Annotated in this window: 24 protein-coding genes; 11 read left to right on the top strand and 13 right to left on the bottom strand. The window is 61.9% G+C overall.

Annotated features, from left to right (window positions below; translation table 11 throughout):
- The gene (locus V6765_RS21340) at positions 1 to 1,779 is read left to right on the top strand and encodes a sulfatase-like hydrolase/transferase (RefSeq protein WP_448432559.1); all 1,779 of its coding nucleotides are present in this window, start codon (positions 1 to 3) and stop codon (positions 1,777 to 1,779) included.
- 160 nt (positions 1,780 to 1,939) lie between these two features.
- Here V6765_RS21340 and V6765_RS21335 read toward each other — a convergent pair whose 3' ends face one another.
- The 5 genes from V6765_RS21335 to V6765_RS21315 all read right to left on the bottom strand — a co-directional run bounded on the left by V6765_RS21335 (position 1,940) and on the right by V6765_RS21315 (position 5,386).
- The gene (locus V6765_RS21335; RefSeq protein WP_448432558.1) at positions 1,940 to 2,104 is read right to left on the bottom strand and encodes a hypothetical protein; all 165 of its coding nucleotides are present in this window, start codon (positions 2,102 to 2,104) and stop codon (positions 1,940 to 1,942) included.
- 96 nt (positions 2,105 to 2,200) lie between these two features.
- Positions 2,201 to 2,332 carry a hypothetical protein gene (locus V6765_RS21330; RefSeq protein WP_448432777.1) on the bottom strand — a complete coding sequence of 44 codons (132 nt, stop codon included), beginning with the start codon at positions 2,330 to 2,332 and terminating at the stop codon, positions 2,201 to 2,203.
- A gap of 114 nt (positions 2,333 to 2,446) precedes the next feature.
- Entirely contained in the window at positions 2,447 to 3,292 is an 846-nt protein-coding gene (locus tag V6765_RS21325; protein ID WP_448432556.1) for a fumarylacetoacetate hydrolase family protein, read from the bottom strand.
- A gap of 113 nt (positions 3,293 to 3,405) precedes the next feature.
- Positions 3,406 to 4,167 (bottom strand): SDR family oxidoreductase, encoded by a 762-nt coding sequence (locus tag V6765_RS21320; RefSeq protein WP_448432554.1) that lies wholly within the window; start codon positions 4,165 to 4,167, stop codon positions 3,406 to 3,408.
- Between the two features lie 76 nt (positions 4,168 to 4,243).
- The gene (locus V6765_RS21315; RefSeq protein WP_448432776.1) at positions 4,244 to 5,386 is read right to left on the bottom strand and encodes a mandelate racemase/muconate lactonizing enzyme family protein; all 1,143 of its coding nucleotides are present in this window, start codon (positions 5,384 to 5,386) and stop codon (positions 4,244 to 4,246) included.
- An 80-nt stretch (positions 5,387 to 5,466) separates the two neighbouring features.
- On the opposite strand from V6765_RS21315, the gene V6765_RS21310 reads away from it, so the two are divergent.
- The 5 genes from V6765_RS21310 (at position 5,467) to V6765_RS21290 (ending at position 10,939) form a co-directional block, all read left to right on the top strand.
- Complete coding sequence (locus V6765_RS21310) at positions 5,467 to 6,153, top strand: GntR family transcriptional regulator (RefSeq protein ID WP_448432552.1); 687 nt, start codon at positions 5,467 to 5,469, stop codon at positions 6,151 to 6,153.
- A gap of 545 nt (positions 6,154 to 6,698) precedes the next feature.
- The gene (locus V6765_RS21305) at positions 6,699 to 7,946 is read left to right on the top strand and encodes an extracellular solute-binding protein (RefSeq protein ID WP_448432550.1); all 1,248 of its coding nucleotides are present in this window, start codon (positions 6,699 to 6,701) and stop codon (positions 7,944 to 7,946) included.
- A 144-nt stretch (positions 7,947 to 8,090) separates the two neighbouring features.
- Entirely contained in the window at positions 8,091 to 9,002 is a 912-nt protein-coding gene (locus V6765_RS21300) for a carbohydrate ABC transporter permease (RefSeq protein WP_448432548.1), read from the top strand.
- A gap of 2 nt (positions 9,003 to 9,004) precedes the next feature.
- Positions 9,005 to 9,847: a carbohydrate ABC transporter permease gene (locus V6765_RS21295; protein WP_448432546.1), complete on the top strand. Its 843-nt coding sequence runs from the start codon at positions 9,005 to 9,007 to the stop codon at positions 9,845 to 9,847.
- 3 nt (positions 9,848 to 9,850) lie between these two features.
- Positions 9,851 to 10,939: an ABC transporter ATP-binding protein gene (locus V6765_RS21290; protein WP_448432544.1), complete on the top strand. Its 1,089-nt coding sequence runs from the start codon at positions 9,851 to 9,853 to the stop codon at positions 10,937 to 10,939.
- Between the two features lie 67 nt (positions 10,940 to 11,006).
- Here V6765_RS21290 and V6765_RS21285 read toward each other — a convergent pair whose 3' ends face one another.
- Positions 11,007 to 11,972, bottom strand: a complete 966-nt coding sequence (locus V6765_RS21285) for an aldo/keto reductase (protein WP_448432542.1) — start codon at positions 11,970 to 11,972, stop codon at positions 11,007 to 11,009.
- Positions 11,969 to 13,084, bottom strand: a complete 1,116-nt coding sequence (locus tag V6765_RS21280) for a mannitol dehydrogenase family protein (RefSeq protein ID WP_448432540.1) — start codon at positions 13,082 to 13,084, stop codon at positions 11,969 to 11,971. Before V6765_RS21280 ends, V6765_RS21285 begins: the two co-directional genes overlap by 4 nt.
- A gap of 72 nt (positions 13,085 to 13,156) precedes the next feature.
- Here V6765_RS21280 and V6765_RS21275 point away from each other — a divergent pair, with 72 nt between their 5' ends.
- Positions 13,157 to 13,984 carry an amidohydrolase family protein gene (locus V6765_RS21275; RefSeq protein ID WP_448432538.1) on the top strand — a complete coding sequence of 276 codons (828 nt, stop codon included), beginning with the start codon at positions 13,157 to 13,159 and terminating at the stop codon, positions 13,982 to 13,984.
- Here V6765_RS21275 and V6765_RS21270 read toward each other — a convergent pair.
- The 6 genes from V6765_RS21270 to V6765_RS21245 all read right to left on the bottom strand — a co-directional run bounded on the left by V6765_RS21270 (position 13,972) and on the right by V6765_RS21245 (position 20,407).
- Complete coding sequence (locus tag V6765_RS21270; protein ID WP_448432536.1) at positions 13,972 to 15,027, bottom strand: DUF4432 family protein; 1,056 nt, start codon at positions 15,025 to 15,027, stop codon at positions 13,972 to 13,974. The two genes, V6765_RS21275 and V6765_RS21270, sit on opposite strands and share 13 nt — an antisense overlap.
- Position 15,028: 1 nt before the next feature.
- Positions 15,029 to 16,531, bottom strand: coding sequence for a UxaA family hydrolase (locus V6765_RS21265; RefSeq protein ID WP_448432534.1), 1,503 nt, complete (start codon positions 16,529 to 16,531; stop codon positions 15,029 to 15,031).
- Entirely contained in the window at positions 16,528 to 17,562 is a 1,035-nt protein-coding gene (locus V6765_RS21260; protein WP_448432532.1) for a zinc-binding alcohol dehydrogenase family protein, read from the bottom strand. Before V6765_RS21260 ends, V6765_RS21265 begins: the two co-directional genes overlap by 4 nt.
- Positions 17,559 to 18,329, bottom strand: a complete 771-nt coding sequence (locus V6765_RS21255; protein ID WP_448432530.1) for an ATP-binding cassette domain-containing protein — start codon at positions 18,327 to 18,329, stop codon at positions 17,559 to 17,561. The genes V6765_RS21260 and V6765_RS21255 overlap by 4 nt, the downstream gene beginning before the upstream one ends.
- A 71-nt stretch (positions 18,330 to 18,400) precedes the next feature.
- Positions 18,401 to 19,345, bottom strand: coding sequence for a substrate-binding domain-containing protein (locus V6765_RS21250; protein WP_448432528.1), 945 nt, complete (start codon positions 19,343 to 19,345; stop codon positions 18,401 to 18,403).
- A 36-nt stretch (positions 19,346 to 19,381) separates the two neighbouring features.
- The gene (locus V6765_RS21245; RefSeq protein ID WP_448432526.1) at positions 19,382 to 20,407 is read right to left on the bottom strand and encodes an ABC transporter permease; all 1,026 of its coding nucleotides are present in this window, start codon (positions 20,405 to 20,407) and stop codon (positions 19,382 to 19,384) included.
- A gap of 130 nt (positions 20,408 to 20,537) precedes the next feature.
- Here V6765_RS21245 and V6765_RS21240 point away from each other — a divergent pair, with 130 nt between their 5' ends.
- The 4 genes from V6765_RS21240 (at position 20,538) to V6765_RS21225 (ending at position 25,237) form a co-directional block, all read left to right on the top strand.
- Positions 20,538 to 21,440, top strand: a complete 903-nt coding sequence (locus V6765_RS21240; RefSeq protein WP_448432524.1) for a GntR family transcriptional regulator — start codon at positions 20,538 to 20,540, stop codon at positions 21,438 to 21,440.
- A 368-nt stretch (positions 21,441 to 21,808) separates the two neighbouring features.
- Positions 21,809 to 22,855, top strand: a complete 1,047-nt coding sequence (locus tag V6765_RS21235) for a LacI family DNA-binding transcriptional regulator (RefSeq protein ID WP_448432522.1) — start codon at positions 21,809 to 21,811, stop codon at positions 22,853 to 22,855.
- Positions 22,856 to 22,983: 128 nt separating this feature from the next.
- Positions 22,984 to 24,237 (top strand): ABC transporter substrate-binding protein, encoded by a 1,254-nt coding sequence (locus tag V6765_RS21230; protein ID WP_448432520.1) that lies wholly within the window; start codon positions 22,984 to 22,986, stop codon positions 24,235 to 24,237.
- A gap of 73 nt (positions 24,238 to 24,310) precedes the next feature.
- On the top strand, positions 24,311 to 25,237 hold the full coding sequence (locus V6765_RS21225) for a carbohydrate ABC transporter permease (RefSeq protein ID WP_448432518.1): 927 nt from the start codon (positions 24,311 to 24,313) through the stop codon (positions 25,235 to 25,237).
- Positions 25,238 to 25,249: the final 12 nt, after the last annotated feature.

Below are 25,249 nucleotides of genomic sequence, written 5' to 3'. Positions count from 1 at the left end.
ATGCGCGCCGTCATGGTGATGTTCGACAGCCTCAACCGCCTGTTCCTGCCGGCCTATGGCGCCACCGACGTGGACCTTCCCAATTTCCGCCGGCTGGCCGAGCGGAGCGTGACCTTCGACCGCTGCTATGCCGGCTCCATGCCCTGCATGCCGGCACGGCGCGAGATGCATACGGGCCGCTACAATTTCCTGCATCGCGGCTGGGGGCCAATCGAACCCTTCGACGACAGCGTGCCGGAAATGCTGAAACAGGCCGGCATCTACACCCATCTCGTCACCGACCACCAGCACTACTGGGAGGACGGCGGCGCGACCTATCACAACCGCTATTCCAGCTACGAATTCTTCCGCGGCCAGGAGGGCGATGCCTGGAAGGGCGAGGTCGCGGATCCCGTGATCCCGGAAACCGTGACCTGGCGCAAGGGCCGGCTCTGGCGGCAGGACTGGATCAACCGCAAGTACCTGAAGACCGCCGCCGACTTTCCGCAGACGCAGACCTTCGATGCCGGCCTCGGTTTCATGCGCACCAATGCCGGTGACGACAACTGGTTCCTGCAGATCGAATGCTTCGACCCGCATGAGCCGTTTTTCACCGACGACGCCCACAAGGCCCGCGTCGGCGCGGAAGAGGCCGGGCTTCATTACGACTGGCCGGACTATCGTCCCGTCCTCGAGGACGCGGAAACGCTCGCCCGCCTGCGCAAGTCCTATGCGGCGCTGCTGACCATGTGCGACGACAATCTAGGCAGGGTGATGGACCTGATGGATGAACAGGACATGTGGAAGGATACGATGCTGATCGTATGCACCGACCATGGTTTCCTGCTCGGCGAACACGGCTGGTTCGGCAAGAACATCCAGCCCTGGTTCGAGGAAAACATCCACACGCCGCTGTTCATCTGGGACCCGCGCGCCAAAACGGCGGGGACGCGCTCGGATGCGCTGGTGCAGACGGTGGATTTCGGCCCGACCCTGCTCGAATATTTCGGCGTCGAACGCACGCCCGACATGGAGGGACGTCCGATCGCGCCGGTTCTTTCCGGCAGCGCGCCGCCACGACCGCATGCGCTATTCGGCGTTTTCGGCGGCCATGTCAGCATCACCGACGGCCGCTACGTCTACATGCGCGCGCCGAAGAGCCCGTCCAACAGCCCGCTCCATGAATACACGCTGATGCCGACGCGCATCGACCATCGCTTTGCCGTCGCGGACCTCAAGGAGGCTGCTCTCTCCGCCCCGTTCGGGTTTTCCAAGGGGGTTCCGCTGCTCAAGGTTCGGGGCATGGCAATGGGCAATCCCTATGCTTTCGGCAGCCTGCTCTACGATCTTGAGACCGATCCCGAACAGCGCAATCCGCTCATCGATGACGACCGTGAACGGATGATGGCGCAATGGCTTGTGGAAGCAATGCGCGAGGCCGAAGCACCGCCAGAACAATATGAACGCCTCGGCCTGCCGCAGACCGGCAATGTCGGGCCCGAACACCTGCTTGTCCGAAAACAGCGGACGCTCTCGCTCGAAACCCTTGAACAAGACTGGAAATCCGCACCGGAAACCGATTTTTCACCGAAACTGCGGCAACCGCTGAACACGCTCGACGAGGCCCTTCTGGAGCAGGCCGCCACAGCCCTCGGCCTCCCCTCTTCCGGGCCGTTTATCGAACGCTTCGGCTATCTTTCCCTCTGGCAGATCTCCGTCATGCTGCCGAGCGTCTCACCGGAACGACTGAAGGCGTTTGAACGGACACGCAGCCAAGGCGCAAGACAACTGTCAAGTTGAAAACCGAAACCCAATTTTGGACCGGCTCTCCTCGGCTAGAGAATACATTCGTGGCGCGTTTCGACGGCTTGCCGGTCGACGCCCATGCCATCGCCGCCAGCCCGGCAGGGCTGACCGCCGCAGCGCAGCCAAAATTGCGTTGGGCCAGAACACCTCACCATCAGGCCGCTTCGGACCACTCGGCCTGGAGATCCACGGCCAGACGCTGGCAGAGTTCGCCGGCATCGGCAGCCATGAGAAGCGCATAGCGACCGGCGGGCGCGACCCAAGTTTGACGTGCGGCATTGTAATAGGCGAGATCGCGCGGCACGCTGAGGTTGGCCACGGACCGGGCTGCGGATGCTGTTCCGGCGGAGGCAAAAAACGCGAAAACGGTCTACCGGGCCGACCTGGATTGAACTGACGAAGGTTTGCGAGAAGTTCACCACATAGGGTTCGGTTCCTTGCTTCGCTGTGAGCAAAAAGGGCGGGTGATATCGCAAATCAGGATGCATGCCGATGTTCGGCCCTTTGCAAGTTCCGCGAGCGCCTGTGACGAAACCGGATGGCTCAGGGCGGGCCGTTTCGGGCAGGATCACATCCAGATGACCGCGACAATAAGCGAGCGCAATCACGTTCATCCCGACAACTCCATCGTTTCACGCAGCCGTACGATCCGCCCGACGGTTCACGCGGCGTCGACCGTAAGCTGCGTCTGCGTGCCCAGGCTCTCAATTCCGAGCCTGATCGTCTGGCCGGCCTTAAGATAGGTCGGCGGCTTCATGCCAAGGCCAACGCCCGGAGGGGTGCCCGTGGAAATGATGTCGCCGGGTTGAAGGCTCATGAACTGCGATATGTAATGCACGAGGAATACCACGTCGAAGATCATCGTCCGGGTCGAGCCGTTCTGGCGCACCACGTCATCGACCGAAAGCCACATCTTGAGGTCCTGCGGATCGGCGACTTCATCCCGCGTGACCAGCCAGGGACCGATCGGGCCAAAACTGTCGGCGGACTTGCCCTTGGTCCATTGACCGCCGCGCTCGGCCTGGAATTCCCGCTCCGAAACGTCGTTGATCACGCAATAGCCAGCAATGTGATTGATTGCGTCCTCCCGCGAGACATAGCGCGCCTCATCGCCGATGACCACGCCGAGCTCCACCTCCCAATCCGTCTTCACGGATTTGCGCGGGATGATGACATTGTCGTTGGGGCCGGTGATCGCGCTCGTCGCCTTCATGAACAGGATCGGTTCTTCCGGGATCTCGGCGTTCGTCTCGGCAGCGTGATCGGCGTAATTCAAACCGACGCAAATAAACTTGCCTGTGCCGGCCACACATGGTCCGTAGCGCTCCGGGTTTGCGACCAGCGGCAGGCTCTCGGGGGTGATAGCCTGCAATTTTGCAATACCTGCATTCGTCAGGTTTGCGCCGGCGACGTCGTCTATCTCGGCGCTGAGATCGCGCACCTGACCATCTTTATCGATAACGCCGGGCTTTTCGGCGCCGGGCGTTCCGTATCGTACCAGTTTCATATCAAGCCCTTCGACAGGTTGAAGCGGGCGGGGCTGCTGTTGTGAAATGCACCCAAGCCAAACGGTTGCGATCTCCGGCGAGAGTCGGCGTGAACCGACCGGAGAATAATCAATCAGGCATTCGCCCAGCCTCCGTCGATGACGATCGCATTGCCAGTCATGAAAGCGGATTCGCCGCTGGCAAGATAGACGACCAGTTCAGCGACCTCTTCGGCCGTCCCCAACCGCCCCATCGGCTGACGCGCGACAAAGGCGGCGCGGGCGGTTTCGTAATCGCCTTGGGCGCGCATGCGATCCTGCAGGGACGGGCTTTCAATGGTGCCTGGGCAGATGGCGTTGGCGCGAATGCCGTCGCCGATATAGTCAAGCGCCACCGATTTCGTCAGGCCGATCACGGCCGCTTTCGTGGTGCCGTAGATAAAGCGGTTCGGTGCCGCCAGCACGGTCGAGGCCACCGACGCCATGTTGATGATCGAACCGCCCCCCTTCGCGATCATCCCCGGCAGGAAGGCCCGGATCATGCGATACATCGCCCGGACGTTCAGATTGACGGAGAAGTCGAAGGCGTCCTCGTCGCAATCCAGGATCGCGCCGTGATGGACGTAGCCCGCGCAGTTGAACAGGATATCCGGTGGAGGGGTCTCGGCGGCGAAAGCTTTGATCTGCGCCGGGTCCAGCACATCGAGCCTGGCCGTCCGGACATTGGCATAACCGGCCAGGCTCTCGAGCTTGGCGTCATCGATATCCGTCGCAAAGACCTGGGCGCCCTCGCGCACGAAGGCAAGCGCCGTGGCGCGCCCCATTCCCTGCCCTGCGGCGGTGACGACCGCAGTCTTGCCCTGCAGCCTGCCGGCCCGACCGTTTTCGATAGACATGATTTTCCTTTCCTCCGCGCGCCGCCGAACGAATCCGGCCCAATTGCTTTATATATTACCGTTGATCCGACGACACTCAGCCGAACACGGGCATCCTTGGATTATGTGGAGCAGCGCCCAATTCGGAGCGCTGAAGACGGCACGGCCGCGCCCATGTTCTGCGGGCGTCTTCGGACAGAACCAGCCCATGTCCCGGGCGGTCAGGCGCATAGATATAGCCGTCGCGGATTTCGATCGGCTGCTCGACAAGATGATCGAAATTCTGGAACGAATACTCCAGCCATTCAACTTCCGGCAGCGCGACAGCCATATGAACCCCGATTTCGAGGAAGGTGTTACCGATTGTAACGGGCACGCCGATTTCGGCGGCGAGCCAGCCGATCCGCATGACATCGGTGACATGCGCATGGACATTTAACAGATCGGCGGCGAAGGCATCAAGCAGCAGACGTTTGCCCGAGACATCAAGATATTCCCCGGAATTGATCTGTGTCCAGGTTACGGCATGCCGCAAGGTCCGCAGCCCTTCGTAATCATGGCGAAGGATAGGATCCTCTACCCAAAGAAGGTTGTGTCCGGCGGCGCGTATGGCCTCGAGCTTCACCAAAGCTTCCTTTGAATTCCACGCCTCGTTCGGATCGATCATGATCTGCGCATGCGCCGGCACGCATTCTTTCAAAAGCTCAAGCCGCCTCAGGTCGCGGTCGAAATCCTGGTGCCCGACCTTGATCTTGAAAGCTTCGTAACCGAGCGATGCCGCATGTGAAAACAACCCCACGAAATCGTCGTCGCTGAGATGGAAGTCGAGTCCCGATGCATAGGCGCGAACGCGATCGCGCCGGCTACCGAGCAGGATGTGAAGCGGCAGGCCGGCTTCCTTGGCCGCCAAATCCCATAAGGAAACCTGTATCGCCTCGTTGAACGGCAGCGAGTACGCCCGCTGATTACCGCCGCGCGGGCGGTTGACGCGGTGCACCAGCGAAAGCGCGCTCTGCCCCATGAGCGTCGGCCAGACTTCATTGGTGAAGATCGTCTCGATTTCCTGCTGATCGGGAAGCGTCGAGAAAAGAACCTGAATGAAGCCGAGGCCGACATGGCCGTTCTCCGATATCAGTTCGAGCGCGGCCACGTTGACATCGTCGGCACGTACCTGACTGTCGCCGATAACTCTATCGCGGGCGAACTGAAAACGGGTTATACGGAAATCTATAATTACCATCTCGAAGCTTTCTGATCGCTTTATATACAACACTGATCTATCAGAGAACAACTGATACCAAACACGAGGAGGTGCTGCAAGTGGCCCAGACCGCAAAAACAAAGCCATCCGCGCCCACCGCCCGGGCGCGTCTGAGCGATATTGCCTATGACCGTATTCTCGAAGGTCTGTTTGATCGCCGCGTTCCGGTGGGCGCCTTTGTGTCTCAGGGAGAACTGTCCTCGATCATCGACGTTCCCATCGCGCCGCTTCGCGATGCGTTAAGAGTCCTGGAGTCGGAGGGAATTCTGACCATTCATCCGCGTTCAGGCATCCAGTTCGTCAGGCCCGGCCTTGAACTGACGCGAGCGACCTTCCAGTTCCGCGCCATTATAGAGCGTTCGGCCGTGCGGGAATTCGCGGAAACCGGAGACGAAGAGGTGATGCAGAGTCTGGAACTGCAACATTCAAGGCTCATTCGGCAGATCGAGCGCCACGGCGTCAATGAAGATATCGTGTCCGAAATTGACAGGCTTGAAAACGCATTCCATAGCGCGATTGTCGAAGCGCTGCGCAATCCCCTGATTGAAACGACCTATCGCAGAATTCACAACTATCTGCGCCTGCTGCGCCTTGAGAGAAAGATGACCGCGCCGCTTCTTCTTCGTACATTGAGCGAGCATCTCGATATTCTCGACGCCTGCACCAAACGCGATGCGGACGCGGCCGAAGCTGCGATCCAGGCTCATTTCCGGGCGGCTATCCATAGAAATGTCGGCCTCATATAGCTGACGTTTCGAGCCTCAACACTGGCGCGTAGAAGCCCGACGGTTACTCCTCAAACGCGCCTGGAGGCTCGGCAGCGGTTAATCCTTCTCGCAACCGCAGCCACCCTTCGGCTAAAGCGTGTAATTCCCCTTCCTCCTGCATTGAATTACGCGGGAGGCCGGATTTACGCTGCCCGTAGCGCAATCAAGCCGGCGGGCCTGCGACCGGCCTTTGTAGTCCTTACAGATTTTTGTCGGCGTCAGCATGCCTGACGTAAGGTAGAACATGCGAAAGCCTGACCATGCACTTAGATCCGCCAAACTAATCTATCAGGCGCAGGCCTGTTAATGACCTTGAGGTTCTCGCTCACGAGATGGCCCCGCCGGATGAACCGGTTAAAGTTCAACGATTTGTTCTAAGAAATCGGCACACCGCGTCGCTCCAAGCGAGCAACAATGTAACCTCGTGAGCAAAATCATCTGGTCGATCCAGATTTCCAAAGCTTGTATTGATCTATCAGATTGTATATTAGATCGATGATTGATGTTCGAAGGAGGAGGAAAACATGGCTCTCGAACTGAAGCGTCGCAAATTTCTTGAAATGACGGGCGCACTGGTCGGCACTACCGCGCTCGCGCCGCGGTTTGCCGCGGCCCAGACTGCCGCGATCAGCTACTGGCACCATTTTGCAAGCCAGACGGAGATCGCCGGTCTCGACAAGGTGCTGGCGCTTTACAAGGAGCAGGGCGGCGGCCCGGTTCGACCGGAAAGCATCCCGAACGTCGAATACATGGCCAAGATGACAACGGCGGTGATTGCCAACAGCCGTCCCGATACAGGGCAGGTGATCGCCGAGCGCTTCGCCGATCTCTACGCCATGGGCGCGCTGGTGGATCTCACCGACCGCATCGACACCTGGCCGCTGAAGGACGACTTCCCGGACAATCGCTGGGACGGCGTGCGCAAGGATGGAAAGCTATACGGCGTTCCGGCCTTCGCCTTCGTCGACTGGATCTACTACCGCAAGGACTGGTTCGACGAAGCCGGGATCGCGCCGCCGACAACCTTCGCCGAGTTCCGCGATGCCGCGATCGCCATGACCGATCCGTCAAAGAACCGCTACGGCTTCGGTATGCGCGGCGGACCGCTCGGGCAGAAGTTCGTGATCGATCTGATGGAAGCTTATGGCTCGCCGGTGATGACCGATGGCGAGATTAGCATGAACCGCGAGGCCGCGATCGAGGCGTTGCAGTTCTGGGCAGGTCTTTACACCCGCGATCATGCGGTTCCGCCAAGCGCGCCAAACGATGCCTACCGCCAGTTGATCGAGGGCTTCACCACCGGGCAGACGGCGATGGTCTGGCACCACACCGGTTCGCTGCAGGAAATCTCGGCGGCGCTCGAGCCCGGCGTCGAATTCGGCACCTTCCCCGTGCCGCGCGGCCCAGCCGCTCATGTCTCGCGCGTGGCCTATGCCTATAACGGCATCATGAGCGAGGAACATATGGACGCTGCCTGGGACTGGATCTCCTTCTGGGGCCATCCCGATGCGGCCGTCGCGTTCATGGAAGAGACCGGCTACTTCCCCGCATCGCGCTCGGCCACCGCTGACCCGCGCATCGCCGACAATCCGATCTATCAGGCCGCGACCGAAACGCTTGAATTCGGCACGCTTCCGCCGAGCTTCCCCGGTTTTGCCGGCTGGGGCGAAAACACCGTTCTGCCCGATTTTCAGGCGGTGCTCGTCGGCAACATGACGGAAGAACAGGCGGTCGATGACATGATCGACAAGCTCCAGCAGGCCGTTCAGTAAAATCCGACGCATTCCGGCCTCGCTGCCTTCCCGGCTGGCGGGGCCGCACGGCCCCAACGCGGCCTGATGCCAAGAAGAACAAGATGAGGGGCGGCGCCATGCGACGTCTGCGCCCCTTAGAATCCCATTGAGCGGAGGCGAAAGATGTTGGCCAGCGGCCCGTCCCGAATTCTAGGCAATCTTTCAGAAACCCGTTTCTGGATGTATCTGCTGCTCGTGCCGAGCCTCGTGCTCATCCTCGCAGTGGTCATCTATCCGACCGTCTTCGGCATCGAACTCAGCTTCCGCGAATACCGCTTGACCCGGCCCGATCTCGGAACCGGTTTCGTCGGTTTCAAGCATTTCATCCGAATGTGGAACGATCCGGTGTTCTGGGTCGCGCTGAAGAATACCGCGATCTGGACCACCGCGGCGATCATGCTGGAATTCATTCTCGGCCTTTCGGCAGCGCTGGCGCTCAACCGCAACCTGCCGGGCACCAAGGTGATCGCGGTGCTCATCCTGCTGCCATATTTTCTGCCGAATGTGGTGGCCGGGCATATGTGGTCGCTGCTGCTCGACCCGCGCCTCGGCGTCATCAACGACATACTGGTGAAGATCGGCCTGCTCGACAGCTACAAGGCCTGGTTCGCCGATCCCTCGACGGCACTTGGAGCCGTGATCCTGGTGGAGGCGTGGCACGGCTTTCCGTTCTTCGCCCTGCTGCTGCTCGCCGGCATGAAGGGTATTCCGGACGATCTCTACCGCGCCGCCGGCATCGATGGCGCCGGCGCCTTCGCCCAGCTTCGCCTGATCACCTTGCCGATGCTGCGCACCATCATCGCCGCCGCCGTCATCCTCCGGGTCATCACCCTGATCAACTCGCCGGACCTGCTGCTGATCCTCACCGGCGGCGGTCCCGGGCGTTCCACCGAGGTGTTGTCGCTCTATGCCTTTCAGACGGCCTACAAGGCCTTCGACTTCGGCTATGCCGGCGCGCTGTCGGTGGTCATGTTCATCCTGCTCATGGTGTTCGCCTGGGCTTATGTGCGCATCTCCAAAGTGAACGAGGACTGATCATGCGCAATATCGATACTCAAAAGCGCGTCTGGGACATCCTCGCCTATGCGGTGATGGGCGTGCTCACGGTCTTCTGCCTCGGCCCCATCGTCTGGACGGTGCTGACCTCGCTGAAACCGGAATCCGACATCGTCACCAGCCAGATGATCTATATCCCGAAAAGGATCACCTTCGAGCACTATCGTGACCTCTGGACCCAGTCGAGCTATCCGACGCTGGTGTTCAACAGCTTCGTGGTCACGGTCTCGACCGTGCTGATCAGCCTCGTCACTGGAACGCTCGCGGCCTATGCGTTCTCGCGCTTCAATTTCCCCGGCCGCACCAAGCTGATGCTCGGCTATCTGGTGATCCGGATGTTCCCGGCGGTGCTGATGATCATCCCGCTGTTCATCCTGTTCCGCAATTTCGGCATCCTCGACACCAAGTTCGCGCTCGCCATCGCCTATACCAGCTTCCTGCTGCCGCTGTTCGTGTGGATGATGAAGGGCTTCTTCGACGCCGCCCCCCGCGAACTGGAGAACGCCGCGCGCATCGATGGCTCGACAAGGCTCGGCGCGATGATCCGCATCGTCATGCCGCTCGCCCGCAACGGGCTGGTCGCGACCTCGGTGTTCGTCGCGATCGCGGCGTGGAACGAATATCTGTTCGCGCTGATGCTGACCAGCGGCCAGGGCGCGCGCACTTGGCCTGTCGGCCTGCAGCTCATGGTCGGCGAGTTCCAGCTCCCATGGGGGATGCTCGCCGCCGGCGGCGTCATCAGCATCATCCCCGTCATCATCATGTTCGCCATCGTCCAGCGCGCGATGGTCTCCGGTATCACCGCCGGCGCAGTGAAAGGATAAGTCATGGCTGGTCTCGAACTCAAAGGGGTCCGCAAGAGCTTCGGCGCATTGGAGGTTCTCCAGAGCATCGACATCGACCTGCCGGATGGCGGCTTCCTGGTGCTGCTGGGCCCGTCCGGCTGCGGCAAGTCCACGCTGCTCAACATCATCGCAGGCCTCGAGCCGGCAAGCGGCGGCGACATCAACATCAACGGACGGCGCGTCAACGACGTGATGCCGAAGGATCGCAACATTGCCATGGTGTTCCAGTCCTACGCGCTCTATCCGACCATGACGGTCGAACGCAACATGGGCTTCGGGCTGGAAATGCGCGGTGCCGATCCGAAGGCCCGCGAGGCTGCGGTGAAGGCGGCCGCGGAGCTTCTGCAGGTCGATCATCTCCTGTCGCGAAAACCCTCGCAGCTTTCCGGCGGCCAGCGCCAGCGCGTCGCTATGGGCCGCGCAATCGTGCGCGAGCCGGAACTGTTCCTGTTCGACGAACCGCTGTCGAACCTCGACGCCAAGCTCCGCGTCGAAATGCGCACCGAGATCAAGCGTCTGCACGACAAGCTGAAATCCACCATCGTCTACGTCACCCACGACCAGGTCGAGGCGATGACGCTCGGCACGCTGGTGGCGGTGATGAAGGATGGCGTGCTGCAGCAATGCGCCGATCCCCAGACCGTCTATGACCGGCCGGCCAACCGCTATGTCGCAAGCTTTATCGGCTCGCCCTCGATGAACTTCCTGCCGGGCGTGATCGAGACGACCGCCGGCGGCGCGCGGTTTGCGCCCGAGGGCTATTCCGGCGCGGCGATTCCGGCCGTCGATCCGGCGATGGCCGGATGGGATGGCAAGCCGGTGATTGCGGGCATCCGCCCCGAGGCATTCTCCGCCGCCACCCGGCCGAACGGGGTTCAGATCGAGGCGCTGGTCGAAGTGGTCGAGCCGACCGGACCAGACACGATGGTAGTGGCTCGCGTCGGCGAAACGGAACTGACGGCACGGCTCGAAGCCCGCCAGCGGCCGCCGACCGGCAGCGCGATCACGCTTAACGTCGATCCCGCCGACATCCGCTTCTTCGATCCAAAAACCGACGCGTTGATCGCCTGAACGGTGCCGTCACGGCCTATCGCGGCGTGAACGGCACGGACAGGGTCTTGAGAGCTTCGCCTTTGCCCTATTCCAGCAAGGCATCGGCGGCTGGCGGCCATGGCGCTTCCGCCGCGTCGAGATTGCGATCGAGCGATGTGAGCTTCGCCGTGCCGATCAGCGCGGACGCTGCCTGCGGATGGGCAAGCGCGAAACGCAGGGCAGCCTGGGGCAACGATACGCCTGCGGCCTTGGCGCGGCGCTCCAGTTCGCCGACCCTGGCGAGGACATCGTCCGGCGCGGGGCCGTAGTCGTAATGCGCGCCCGGCACGGGTCCTGTCGCCAGAATGCCGGAGTTGAAGATGCCGCCCAGCACGAGGCTGACCTGCTTTTCGCGGCAGAGCGGCACCAGTTCGTCTTCCGCCGACCGGTCGAGCAGCGTCAGCCGGCCCGCCAGCAGGATCACATCGATCTCCGTCTCGGCCATGACATCGAGACAGACGCGGTTTTCGTTGACGCCGAGGCCGAAAGCGCCGATGCGACCGGCCGCCTTGAGCTTTTGCAGCCGGTCGATGCCCGAGCCCATCAGGTCCGCCATGTGCCGGCCATTGTCATCGCCATGGGTGTAGGCGCCGATGTCGTGGACGTAGATGATATCGATGCGCGCGGTGCCAAGCCGTTCGCAGCTCTGCTCGAAGGCCGCCTCGATGCCGTCGCCGGAATAGTCGTAGCGCACGGTATTGGGCAGCGGTTCGATGAAGCCGTCGGCCTCCGCCAGCGCCTGCCCCGGCGAGAGCAACCGCCCGACCTTGGTGGACAACACGTAATCGGCCCGCTCGCGGGTCTTGAGGAACCGGCCAAGCCGCTCTTCGGAAAGGCCACGCCCGTAATGCGGCGCGGTGTCGAAATAGCGAATGCCGCGTTCCCAGGCGCGGGCGAGAACGGCCTCGGCCGCCTCATCCTCGACTTTGCGGAACAGATTGCCGAGGCCCGCGCAGCCAAAGGAAATGTCGGTGACCTCCACCGCCGTGCGCCCGATCCGGTTGGTTTTCATGTGCGTGCCTCCTCTTCGACAATCCGTCTCAGCCGCGGCTGATCGCCGGTGACGCCGAGCGCCCTGCCCCAGTCGATGAAAGCGCCAATGCGGCGTTGGGTCTTCTCGCCATGGTTCTGCGCGATATCCGAAAGCCGGTGCACCAGAAACGGATTGGCGAAACGTTCCAGCGTGGTTTCGACATAGTCGCGCGCCTCGTCGCCATAGCCGGCGGCATGGAAGGTCGGCAGAACTTCCTGCTCATAAAGATCGGCCAGATCGGCGCGGATGGCCGCATCGGCGATTTCGTCACGCACCAGCCTCCCCTCTTCGCCCCCGCGCGCAAGCCAATTTGCGACCAGATAGGTGTGGCCGAGGTTGAGAACATGCAGTTTCAGCGTCTCGATCTGCTTGAGATCGGGCACCACCCGGATGGCGGGGTGTGTGCAGGGCACGATCAGGTTCGGCGCGTCTTCGATCGCCCAGAGCGCATAGGGTTCGGCCACCGCGCCCGCCGGCTCCAGCGGCTCGGAGACGATGCGATCAACCAGCGAATTGGCGAAAACGACCTTTTCGGCCACCCACGCCGCAAAATCGCCAGAAAGCGGAGCGGAAAGCTCGAGAACCCGCGCGCGCAGCCTCTCGCCGTTGCGGGCGATCAGTTCGGCGGGCATGACCGTCAGCGGCCGACCGCCGGCCAGAAAGCGCGCGAACAAAAGCTGCGTCAATTTCGCGGGATAGGACATGGCCTGATCGAAATACGGCAGTTCGTCTGCGGCCTGCGGCTTCCAGCCGGAATCGCCCGTATTCGAGAAAATGATCTCGGCCTCCTCCACGGCGACGCGGACAATCTCCGGCCAATCCGTTTCCGTGGTGAGCGCGCGGGCGATTGCCGTGACGCGCACCTCCCGCTCGACCGGCGCGCCATTCTCGATCCCCTTGATGAGCACCGGATAGCCGCCGGGCGCGGCGAGCGCCTCAAGCCGTTTGCGCCGCGCCGGGTCGCCGCTTGATTGCACCACAGTCACCGGTCCCAGCGCCTGCCCCTCAGCCATCGCCTCGGAGATGAACAGATCGGCATGGGCTTGCAGAAACCGGCTGGTGCCGAATTGCAGAATAGGGGTGATTGACATGAACTCCTCCGCGTCGCTATTGTTCTTAATCATAACATACAATCTGTCAAGCGGCAGATCTGGGAGGACGGCATGATCGACGCGCACCAACATTTCTGGACCCTCGGCCGGGGCGACTATCCATGGCCGAATGAAACGGTCGCGCCGATCTTCCGCGACTTTTCACCTGACGATCTTCAACCGCTTCTGGTGCGGGCAGGCGTGAAGCAGACCGTGCTGGTGCAGGCCACTGATACGGTGGCGGAGACCGAGTTCCTCCTCGATCTGGCGGAAAGACATGACTTCATTGCCGGCGTCGTTGGCTGGGTGGACCTGTCCGCCGCCGATGCAATCGCCGAAATCGACCGGTTGCGGGCCAATCCCCGACTCAAGGGCTTCCGGCCGATGTTGCAGAATATCGAAGACACCGACTGGATTGTGAGGGCCGATGTCCAGCCCGCCCTTGCCCATATGGCCGAAACCGACCTGCGCTTCGACGCGCTGATCCAGCCTCGTCACCTGCCGGTCCTCTCCGAGATCGCGCGCCGCCATCCCGGCCTGCAGATCGTGATCGACCACATCGCCAAGCCAAAGATGGGCGATGGTCGGACGCCGGATATCGATTGGACGGAGGGCATGCGGCGGCTTTCCGACTACCCCAATGTCTGGTGCAAATTGTCCGGCATGATCACCGAAATCGGCCCCGAGTGGCAGCGCGCCGACATCGCCCCCTTTGCCGCGACCGTGCTCGACGCTTTCGGCCCGGAGCGGGTCATGTGGGGATCGGACTGGCCGGTGGTCAATCTGGCGGGTGAATACCAGCGCTGGCTGGAAACAGCATATGCATTGACCGCCGACAGAAGCGAGGCGGAGCGCGCCCAGATATTCGCCGAAACGGCGACCCAGTTCTACGGATTATAGCGCCTGGCCGCTTGTGCCTGCACCATACCGAAGCGCATCTTAGCGCCGAAGCACGCGCCAGGGGCGAGCATGATCGCCTGGCCATTTGCAAGGCCCGCCTTCCGGCCATCGGGCGGCGCGCTTGCCGGCAGCGAGAAACCGAGCGCCTGCCGATCAGCGCTGCGCGTCATCCAGCGCACCGAATAGGGCAGCTCACTGGGCCGATGACGGACGAAATCGGCCGATCCGTCTTCATGAATTTGCCGGGCCTCGGCCCAGCCGTCCGCGTCTGCGGGCGGACGCATCGTCATCACCATTTCCGGCTCCACCCGCTGATCTTGCCCGATATGCCGGTGGTAGACCGGATGGGCCGCTATCGCGTCGTGAAAAGCGCGCACATCCTCCGGCGCGTCCGGCGCGAGTACGGCTTGGCGAAGGGCGATTTTGCCGCGATCATCGATCAGCCCGTCGGTAATCACCGCGCCATTAGCGGGCCGGAAATTGATGTGGCCGAGATAAAAGAAGGGCAGAACCGATCCGCCCTTGTTTTCGACCTCGAAACCGACATCAAAGGCGCTTTCGCCGGCAGCAAGCCGCAAACGCGGCCGCATTTCGAAATAATGGCTGAAGGCGCGGCGCTCGGTTGCAAGGCCGCTCAGTTCCACCCAGTCGCCCTCAGCGCCAGAGCCCAAGGCAAGTTGCGCGCGCTCATAGGGCATGTTGGGCAACTCGCCATGCAGCGGGTGATCGTCTTCGGGACCGGGATTGCCCATGGCCGTGCCGCCGCAGTGAAGAAAGAACGCGCCATAAGTGGCAAGATAGTCCCGCGTCGGCAGGGGTTGATCGAACCATGTCTGCATGGTCAGCCGGCGGCCACCGAACTCCGCATCCCATATCTGCTGGCCCTGAAAGGGCAAAAGCACGGTCCGGCCCGCGCCGTTTTCAATCTCGAGCGCGGCAACACCAGCGGGATAGCGAAAGGCATGAACGACAATGTCGCCGTGTCGCGCCAGGAGCCTCCGCGCGGGAGCGAACATATCGTCGTAGAGCTCGAACACGGGCATGCTACATCACCGCCCCGATCTGCCAGGGAATGAACTCGACCCGGCCGAAGCCCTGCGCCTCGCTCTTGGTCGGGCGTCCGGAGGCGACGTCGAGCATCATGCGGTAGATTTCCGCGCCCTTTTCGGCCAGCGGCACGCCGTCGATCACATCGCCGCAATTGATATCCATATCCTCGCCCATGCGCGCCCAAAGGTCGTTATTGGTGGCGATCTTGATGCAGGGCACCGGGCGATAGCCCGAAACAGAGCCGCGCCCGGTGGTGAAGACGATAAGATTGGCGCCCGAGGCCACCTGGCCCGTCACCGAACAGGGGTCGTAGCCGGGGCTGTCCATGAACACGAAGCCGTGCCTGTCGACGGGCTCCGCATATTTGTAGACCGCCTCCAGCGGGGCCGATCCGCCCTTGGCGACCGCGCCGAGGGATTTTTCCAGAATGGTGGTGAGCCCGCCGCGCTTGTTGCCCGGCGAAGGATTGTTGTCCATCTCGCCGCCATTGCGGGCGCAGTAATCCTCCCACCAGGCGATGCGCTCCATCAGCGCGGCCGCCACCTCCGGCCTTGCCCTTCGGGTCAGCAGATGTTCCGCGCCATAGATTTCCGAGGTTTCCGACAGGATCGAAGTGCCGCCCTGCGCCACCACCATGTCCGAGGCGATGCCGAGCGCCGGGTTGGCGGTGATGCCCGAAAGCCCGTCCGAACCGCCGCATTGCATGCCGATGACCAGATGCTCTGCGGACACCGGCTCGCGGCAGGTCGCGTTTGCCGTTTCGGCAAGCTTGCGCAGCGCGGGCAGCGCCGCCTCGACGGTCTTGCGCGTGCCGCCGGAGTTCTGGATCGTCAGAAACTGGAAGCGGCTCGGGTCGCGCAACTCCTTCCTCGCCGCCAGCACGGGCAGCTGCATGACTTCGCAGCCGAGCCCCACCAGCAGGATCGCGCCGAAATTCGGATGCTGCGCGTATCCGGCAAGCGTGCGCATCAGCGTCTCGTAGCCCTCGCCCTGCCCGGCCATGCCGCAGCCCGATCCATGCGCGATCGGCACCACGCCGTCGACATTTTCGAGGTCGGCCAGAAGGCCCGAGCGCTCGGCCTCCTCGGCAATGAAATGGGCGACCGAGCCTGAACAGTTCACCGTGGTCAGGATGCCGATGAAATTGCGCGTACCGACCCGTCCATCCGGGCGCTTGTAGCCCATGAAGGTGTCGCGCACGGATGCAGGCGCGATTGGCTGAATCTCCGAGGTGCCCGCATCGCCGCCGCGCTCCGTGCCGACGCCGAGATTTTGGGTATGCACATGGGCGCCCGCTGCGATATCGACTGTCGCGACGCCGATGATCTGGCCATATTTGCGCACGAACGCGCCTTGCGGAATGGCCTCAAGCGCCATTTTGTGGCCGCGCGGAATGGCTTCGCTCGCCCCCGTCTCGCCGGGTTTCAGATCGACGAGCGCGATGCCGACATTGTCCTCGGCGTGGAGCCGGAGAATGCTGGACTGTTCTCCGCTCATGGCCGCACCACGGCCTTGATCAGCCCGCTGCGGTCGGAGGCGAGCGCGGCGAAGCGCTCCGGCAGGTCGGCCAGCGGCAGTTCGGCCGAAAGAAGCGCATCGGTGTCTATCTTTCCGCTGCGGATCGCCTCCATGACCCGCATGAAGTCGGCTTTCAGCGCATTGCGGCTGCCGATGATGCGGGTTTCGCGCTTGTGAAACTCCGCGTCATTGAAGGTGATGTCATCCTTGACCACGGAGACGAGCACATAGGTCGAGCCGTGGGCGAGAAGCGGAAACCCGGCCTCGATCGCGCGGGCCGAACCCGTGGCGTCGAATACGATGTCGAAGCCCGAGGCCAGGTCCCCCGTCAGAATGCTGGCCGGGTCGCTGTCACTGTGCAAATGTTCGAAGCCGAATTTATCAGCCGCCATGGTCAGACGCTCCTTGCTCAGGTCGAGCAGATGCACGTCTGCGCCCGCAAGCCGGGCGAACAGCGCAGCACCAATGCCGATCGGCCCAGCGCCGGTGACCAGTACCCGGTCGCCTTCTGCAATCCCGGAGCGCGCCACCGCATGTGCGCCGATGGACAGGAATTCCACCATCGCCGCCTGTATCTCGGTCAGCCCCTCGGCGGGATAGAGATTGCCTTCCGGCACGGCGATGCGCGCGCCCATGCCGCCATCGCGATGAACACCGAGCACCTCGATCTTCTCGCAGCAATTCGGCTTGCCGCGTTTGCAGGCGTGGCAGGACCCGCAGGAGACATAAGGATTGACGACGACGAGATCGCCCATCGCGAGCCCGGCGGCATCGGCAACAAGCCTGCCGCTCAGCTCATGGCCGATGACGCGCGGATAATTGAGATAGGGATGCTTGCCCTCGAAGATATGATAATCCGTGCCGCAAATGCCGACCGCGCAGATATCCACGAGTGCCCAGCCTTCAGGCGCTTCCACCGGCAGCGGCGTCTCGCGCAGTTCGAAAAGGCCGGGTTCGACGCAGACGCCGCAGGTCATGACGTCGGTTTGCATTTTCTCGGGGCGGTTCATTGCAATTGTCCTTGGTTCCGGGGTGTCCAGTCCAGCGGAAGTTCGCCCTTGATGATCAGGCTCAGAATATCGTCCTTGGTGACTTCTTCGATGCCGTGTGCGCCGACCTGCTCGCCCCGGTTCATCACGATAACGCGGTCGCACAGATCGAACACGTCATGCATGTCGTGGCTGACGAGGAAAATGCCGATGCCCTCATCACGCAATTGTCGGATGAGATCGGCAACCATGGCGGATTCGGAAGGGCCAAGCGCGGCGGTGGGCTCGTCCATGATCAGGATCTTGGCATTGAAATAAAGCGCGCGGCCGATGGCGATCACCTGCCGCTGGCCGCCGGAAAGGCGCGCGACGGGATCACCGAGATTGCGGAAATTCGGGTTGAGCCGAGCCAGCACCTGTTTCGCCTCCGCCATCATCCGCCGGTCGTCCAGATTACCCCAGCGGGTTTTCAGCTCGCGCCCCAGGAAAAGGTTGGCCGGCGCGTCGAGATGGTCGGCCAACGCCAGCGTCTGGTAGATGGTTTCGATGCCATGGCGGCGCGCATCATGCGGCGTCTCCAGCCTCACATCCTTTCCCTTGACGCGGATTGTCCCGCTGCTCGGCACCATGGCGCCCGAAAGGATGCGCATCAGGCAGGATTTGCCTGCCCCGTTATGCCCGAGAACGCCGACCACCTCGCCGGGGTAAAGATTGAGCGACACACCATTGACGGCGTTGATGCCGCCGAAATGCTTTTCGATGTCAATCATCTCAACAAGCGGGGTCATGGGACTTGTCCTGCATCATCGTACATTGGTTGATCGCGCGGGGCGCTAGCGCCCCGCGCGAGATTGCTGCCTCAGTAGAGAACGTTCTGGGCTTCGTCGCTATCGATATTGTCCTTAGTGACAAGCACGACGCCGGTATCGATCTGGGGCTCGACGGACTTGCCGTCCATCAGCTCCATGATCGCCTGAACGCCCTTTTCGCCCATCTGGAACGAGCCCTGCACCAGAATGGCGTTGAGCGTGCCGTCCTTGACGAAGTCCTGCAGGTCCTTGTTGCCGTCAAAACCGATGGCGGCCACCTGTCCGGCCTTGCCGGCCTGCTTGATGGCCCGGCCCATGCCGACGGCGGTCGGTTCATTGGCGCCGAAAATGCCCTTAAGGTCCGGATTGGCAGCGAGAACGTCAGTGGTCTGGTTCAGCGCCGTCGCCATTTGCGACTGCGAGTAATAGGGACCGACGATCTCGATCTTGGAATCCGCCTTGATCTTGTCGACGAAGCAGCCGACGCGGCCGATTTCAGAACCGACGCCCGCCACATAGGACATCACGGCAACCTTACCTTCGCCGCCCGTCAGTTCGATCATCTTGTCGGCGGCAAGCTCGCCGGCGGCGCAATTGTCGGTCGACAGGAAGGTCTGGTAGGTGCCCTTGCCGGCGTCCGAGAGAGCCGAGTCGATGATCGCGACCGGGATGCCGGATTCATTCGCGCGCTTGACGGCGGGCACCAGTGCATCCGGGTCGGACGGTGCCAGCACGATGCCGGCAACGCCCTTGTTGACGGCATTGTCGACCATGTTCACTTCCGCCGCAATATCGGATTCGGCAGCCGGACCGTCGAAGGTCATGGTGATGTCCGACTGGCCCTCAACGGCGGCGGTTGCGCCCTTGTTGACGTTCTGCCAGAAATTGGAATTGGTCGTCTTGACGATGACCGCGATTTCCGTCGCGCTCGCCGTGGCGAACGGCACGGCGGCGATGGCACTGGCTGCAAGCACTGCTTTCAAAATCGTCTTCATGGTTTCTCCTCCCTTTAAAGACATGATTTGACTGGTTTATCGGCGGTTGCTGCGCAACTGGTCGATGAAGACGGCCAGAATGACGACAAAACCGATGATGATCTGCTGGATGAAGGCCGATACGCCGGACATGTTGAGCCCGTTGCGCAGCACGCCGATGATGAAGGCGCCGATCATGGTGCCCGAAATGCCGCCGACGCCGCCCATCAGCGAGGCCCCGCCGATCACCGCGGCGGCGATGGCGTCAAGTTCGTACATCACGCCCTCATTGGGCTGGGCGGTGACGAGACGCGACATCAGGACGTTGCCGGCAAGACCAGCGAGCGCACCGGACAGGGCATAGGCTGCGATCTTGGTCGCGTCGACATTGACGCCGGACAGCCTTGCCGCCTCCTCGTTGGAGCCGGTGGCATAGATATGGCGGCCGAGCGCGCGCCGGCGCAACAGATAGGCAGCGCCAATGGCAACGACCAGAAGCAGGATCGCCGGATAGGGAATCCCCGGAAACACGACCTTGGAAAGACCGTTCTGCAGCTTCTCCACATGGCGGAACAGCGCGCCGTTGCCGAGAACGCCGAAAGCCTCGCCAAGCTGGGAAATCGGCGCAGCACCCGTCAGCTGCAGGGCCGTTCCGCGGGCGATCATCATCATGCCGAGCGTTGCGACGAAGGGCGTGATCCGCATCTTGGTGATGACGACGCCATTCACAAAACCGCAGAACGCGCCCACCAGCACCGCCGCCGACATGGCAACCGGCACCGGCATACCCGCCTTGACCATCAGCCCCGCAGCCGTGCCGGACAGCGCCAGCACGGAACCGACGGACAGATCGATACCGCCGGTGATGATCACCATCGTCATGCCGATGCCGAGAAGACCGATCACGGATGTCTGCAACAGCACCGTCAGCCCGTTGTTGACGGACAGGAAGGCCGAATTGCCGAAGGCGAAAATCGCGATCAGCATCGCCAGCGTCATCAGGGCGGATAGCTGGTGAAACGTACCGGCGCTGATCCTGCCAATTCTTCCCAGGGGATGCGGCTCCTCCGCTGCCACCGACATAGGCTCCTCCGAATTCGGTGCAATATAATTAAGTACAAAACTATCCATGGAAACGCGGTTGTCAATTGTTTTTTATCATTGTCGACAAAACAAACCGCGTGCTAGAGCGGAAAAACGCGGAGAAACAGGCATGGCAAGAACCGACGAGCGTTTCCGGGAAGCCTATAACCAGCTTCTGGATTATTGCGCCGGCAGGCAGACGGGCGATCAGTTGCCGGCCGAGCTGGCACTGGCGCAACAGCTCGATGTCAGCCGCACGGTCGTGCGCTCCGCCCTCGAGCGGCTCAATGCGGAAGGCCTCATCAGCTGGGAGGGCCGCTCCAAAACCCTGCTCCGGCTTCCCGAGGAGGCAGACAAGCTTGCCGTGCAGTCCACACAGCCGTCGGAGGATGAGCTGGAGCGCCAGTTTCTCGACTGGGTCCTGCGCTTCGACGTGCCGCCCGGCACGGCGCTGAACGTGACGGAACTGTCGCGCAAGTTCGGCGTGCAGGCCTATGGGCTGCAAGAGTTTCTCGCCTCGCTAAGCCGTTTCGGGCTAGTGCGCCGGCGGCCCAGGGGCGGATGGGAACTGGTCGGCTTCACTCGCGACTTCGCGATCGAGCTTTCCGACTTCCGCACTATACTCGAACTCAACGCCGTCTCGCATCTCGTCGCCCTGCCGCCGACCCATGGTATATGGAAGCAGCTGGACGACCTTAGAAACGACCACATCCGGCTCGCCGAGGATATCGATCGGCGCTATCACGATTTCTCGTTGCTCGATGAACGCTTCCACGCCGCGATCGGCAGCGTCGTGAAGAACCGTTTCGTCACCGAGTTCCAGAAAGTGATCACGCTCGTCTTCCACTACCACTATCAATGGGACAAGAAGGACGAGCGCGACCGCAACCTCGCGGCCATCGGCGAGCATCTGAGAATTATCGATGCGCTGAAAGCGCGCAAGGAACAGGCCGCCCTGGCGGCGGCCCGCGACCACCTCAAGACGTCGAAACAGACACTCCTATCCTCACTGCGCATTCACGCCTTGAGTTGAGAAGCGCTACTTCCTGGGGGCAGAGCACCTTTTGGTACGATGCCGTCCTGTGTGGTCGGCGCATACCTGGCACTCGGCGCCAAACCGGCTGCCCCCGTTGCCAATCGCCTCATGATGCCGGCGAGAAGAGCCGACGGCCACTTATCTTTCCTGTTCAGTTTCCCCAGCCATTTCGCCGTCTTGCGGGACCGATGCGCGATCGCACAGGGACCGCCACTGCGTGGCATATGCGGCCCATGGCTCGGCCAGGAAAAGACCGCGCTTGACAGCACCCCCATGTTGTGAAAACCTAGTTGCGCAAACGATAAACCAATCAAGAGCAAACGATTGCTCAACGGAGTTCGCCCGTTTGCGCCGGGAGGATAAATTTGACGGAACGTGTCTCCAAGCTGCAATCGACGGGCGCGTATCAGCGCAGCACGATCCGCGATGTCGCGGCGAAGGCAGATGTCAGCGTGACCACCGCCTCGCGGGCTCTGAACGGCACGGGGCGCATGTCTGATGAGACGCGTGAGCGTGTGCGCGCTGCCGCTGCCGCGCTTGACTACCGGCCAAATTCGATTGCGCGTGGGCTTGTCCAACAGCGCTCGTTCACGCTTGGTCTTCTGACCAATGACACGTACGGCCGCTTTACGCTGCCTGTTGCCGCCGGGCTTTCGGCAGCGATGGCCGACCGCGGCGTATCGGTTTTCCTGAGTGCGGGGGAATATGAGCCGGAGAGCCTGAAGCTTAATCTCGGCGCCATGGAGGAGAAGCGCGTCGATGGTCTTGTGATTACCGGAAAACGTATCGATCGCGGTCTTCCGATCGACCTGCCGCCGCTCGGCATGCCAGTGGTTTACGTCTATGCTTCTGCGCCTGAGGGGGCGGTCAGTTTCGTACCCGATGACCTCAATGCGGCGAAGAATGCCGTCGACCATCTGATCGGGCTTGGACGGCGAAAAATCGCGCATATTACCGGACCACGGTCTTTCAAGGCTGCTAACCTGCGAGAGGCCGGATGGCGTTCGGCCCTTGCTGGAGCGGGGCTCGAGCCCTTTGGCGATGCGATTTTCTCCGCCTGGACGGAGGCCCATGGCTACGACATGGCACATGCGCTGATCGAGGCCGGCGAGCGGCCGGATGCGATCTTCTGCGGCAATGATCAGATCGCGCGCGGCGTCATCGATGCCTTTGCGCTGATGGGTATCCGTGTGCCGGACGATATTGCCATTGTCGGTTTCGACAATTGGGAGGTTTTTGCAAAGGCCACGCGCCCGCCGTTGACGACGGTCGATATGGGCCTTCCCGACCTTGGAAGAAGCGCAGGGCTTGCACTTCTGGACATGATCGACGGCAAGCCGGTGGAGCCTGGCATTCGCGAGACGCCCTGCACCCTTGTCGTCAGACAATCTTGCGGCGCCAAGACCGACTGAGCTTTGCGCCGGGAAACCGCCCCGACGGTGCGGATTACCGGTTTGAAGGGGAGGAACGCGCATTTTGCGCAAACGTTAGCTCAACCCAACTCGGGCTGCTGCGTGAGATCAAATGGGAGGTAATTGGAATGAGACTCAAGGTTTTACTCGGCGGCATAGCCATCGCTGCCATCGCCCTGCCGGGGCTTGCCCAGGCGGAGACATTTTCGCTCTGGACGCGTGCCGACAGCTCGGTGTTCATGCCGAAGCTTGTCGAGGCCTTCAATGCCAAGGGGGGCGATCAGGCCGAACTCCAGATCGTGCCGACGGCCGAACTGGTGCAGAAATATGCCGTCGCCTCGGCCGGCGGCTCGCAGCCGGACGCGCTGTCGCTCGACCTGATCTACACGCCAGCCTTCGCCGAGGCTGGGCAGTTGAAGGACATGACCGCGTTCACCAAATCGCTGCCATTCTACGACAGCCTGTCGAAGGCTCATCTGAGCGTCGGCACCTATGACGACAAGATCTATGGCCTGCCATTCTCGGCGGATGCCTCGGTGCTGATCTGGAACAAGAACCTGTTCAAGGAAGCCGGTCTCGACCCTGAAAAGGGACCGCAAAACTGGGCAGATATCCTCGCTGACGCCGAGGCGGTCAACGCGCTTGGCGATGACACCTATGGCTATTACTTCTCCGGCAACTGCGGCGGCTGCAACATCTTCACCTTTACCCCGCTGATCTGGGCGTCGGGTGGTGACATCCTGCAGGACGACGGCACCGAGGCGACGCTCGATTCGCCGCAAGTGAAAGAGGCGATTGATTTCTATCGCGGCATGGTGATGGACGGCCTGGTGCCGGCCGGTTCGCAGACCGACGGCGGCATGAATTTCTTCGCCGCATTTGCCGGCGGCAATATTGGCATCACGCCCTCGGGTTCGTTCGCAATCGGCGCGCTCAACAGCCAGTATCCGGATCTCGACTATGGCGTTACCTACCTGCCGGGGAAGGACGGAGGCTGGTCGTCATTCGCGGGCGGCGACAATTTCGTGGTCTCCGCCAAAACCAGCGACGCGAAGCTCGCGGCCGTCGAATCCTTCCTTGAATTCGCCTATTCCCTGGAAGGACAGAAGATCCTCGCCCAGAACGGTTCTCTGCCCGTGCGCGACGATATCGCCGAACAGGCGCTCGAGGGGCTCGATGCGCGCTACCTGACGGCGGCGAAGGCGATGGCCAAGGGCAAGACCCCGTACTCCACGGTGTTCAACGACATCATCAATTCGACCCAGAGCCCCTGGACCACGATGCTCAACAAGGCGTTCTTCGCCAACAGCGAGGAGGCGGTGCAGGCCGCGATCGATGAGGGTCAAGAAGAGATGCAGTCGATCATCGACGCATCGCGCTGACGCCAGCCTCACGGGCGGTCTCAGCCGGCAGCGGCGGAGACCGCCCGCTCTTTCGCTTTGAGAGGAATTCCCCATGTCTGACATCGCAATGGCGGAGGCGGTTCAGCCGACACCAAAGAAGCGACGGCGGCGAAACCGGCAATGGGCCGGCCTTCTCTACGTGCTCCCGGCGCTGGCCCTGGTCGCCATGTTCTTCATCGTGCCGCTCTGCATGACGATCTGGATGTCGCTGCACAAATGGCCACTGATGGGCGTTCCCCGCTTTATCGGCCTTGCCAATTACGAGCGGCTGTTGTCCGACAAGAACTTCTGGTCCTCAATGTGGTTCACCGCCGAATATACAGTTGTGGTGACCGTGGCCCTGCTCGGCATCGCCCTCGGCCTGGCGTTCATCGTCCAGGGACAGGGGCGGTCGATCTCGGCGTACCGGACCATCTATTTCCTGCCGGTGGTCACCGGCTTCGCGTCGGCGGCACTGCTCTGGTCCTGGCTCTCCAATGTCGACACCGGCCTGTTTTCACCGCTGCTTGAAGATTTAGGCCTGACCGAGGGACGGATCAACATCCTGGCCAATTTCACGCCCGCCTTCTGGTCCGTCATCATCATGGTCGTCTGGAAGATGTCCGGCTTCTTCATGGTCATCCTGATGAGCGGCCTGCAGTCGATCCCGAGCGACTATCAGGAGGCCGCGCGGATCGACGGCGCGAAATGGATGCAGCGGTTCCGCTACATTACCATGCCGCTGATCCGCAAACCCTTCGCTCTGGCGCTGATCCTCTGCGTCTCCGGCTCGATGCTCGCCTTCGACCAGTTCTACATCATCTTGAATGGCGGCCCGCACGGGCAGACCGTGACGGCCGTCTACGAAATCTTCAATGAAAGCTTCGTGTCCTTCCGCCTTGGCTATGGCGCGGCGCTCTCCATGGTCCTGCTGGCTGTGCTGCTGGTGTTGAGCGTGCTGCAGCTTGTGCTCCTGAGCGACAGGGGAGATAAGCGATGACCGCAGCCACGT

It is taken from the genome of Martelella sp. FOR1707 (assembly GCF_053484265.1).
The sequence above is the reverse complement of the archived record's forward strand: the minus strand, read 5'-3'. Positions and strand labels throughout refer to the sequence as shown.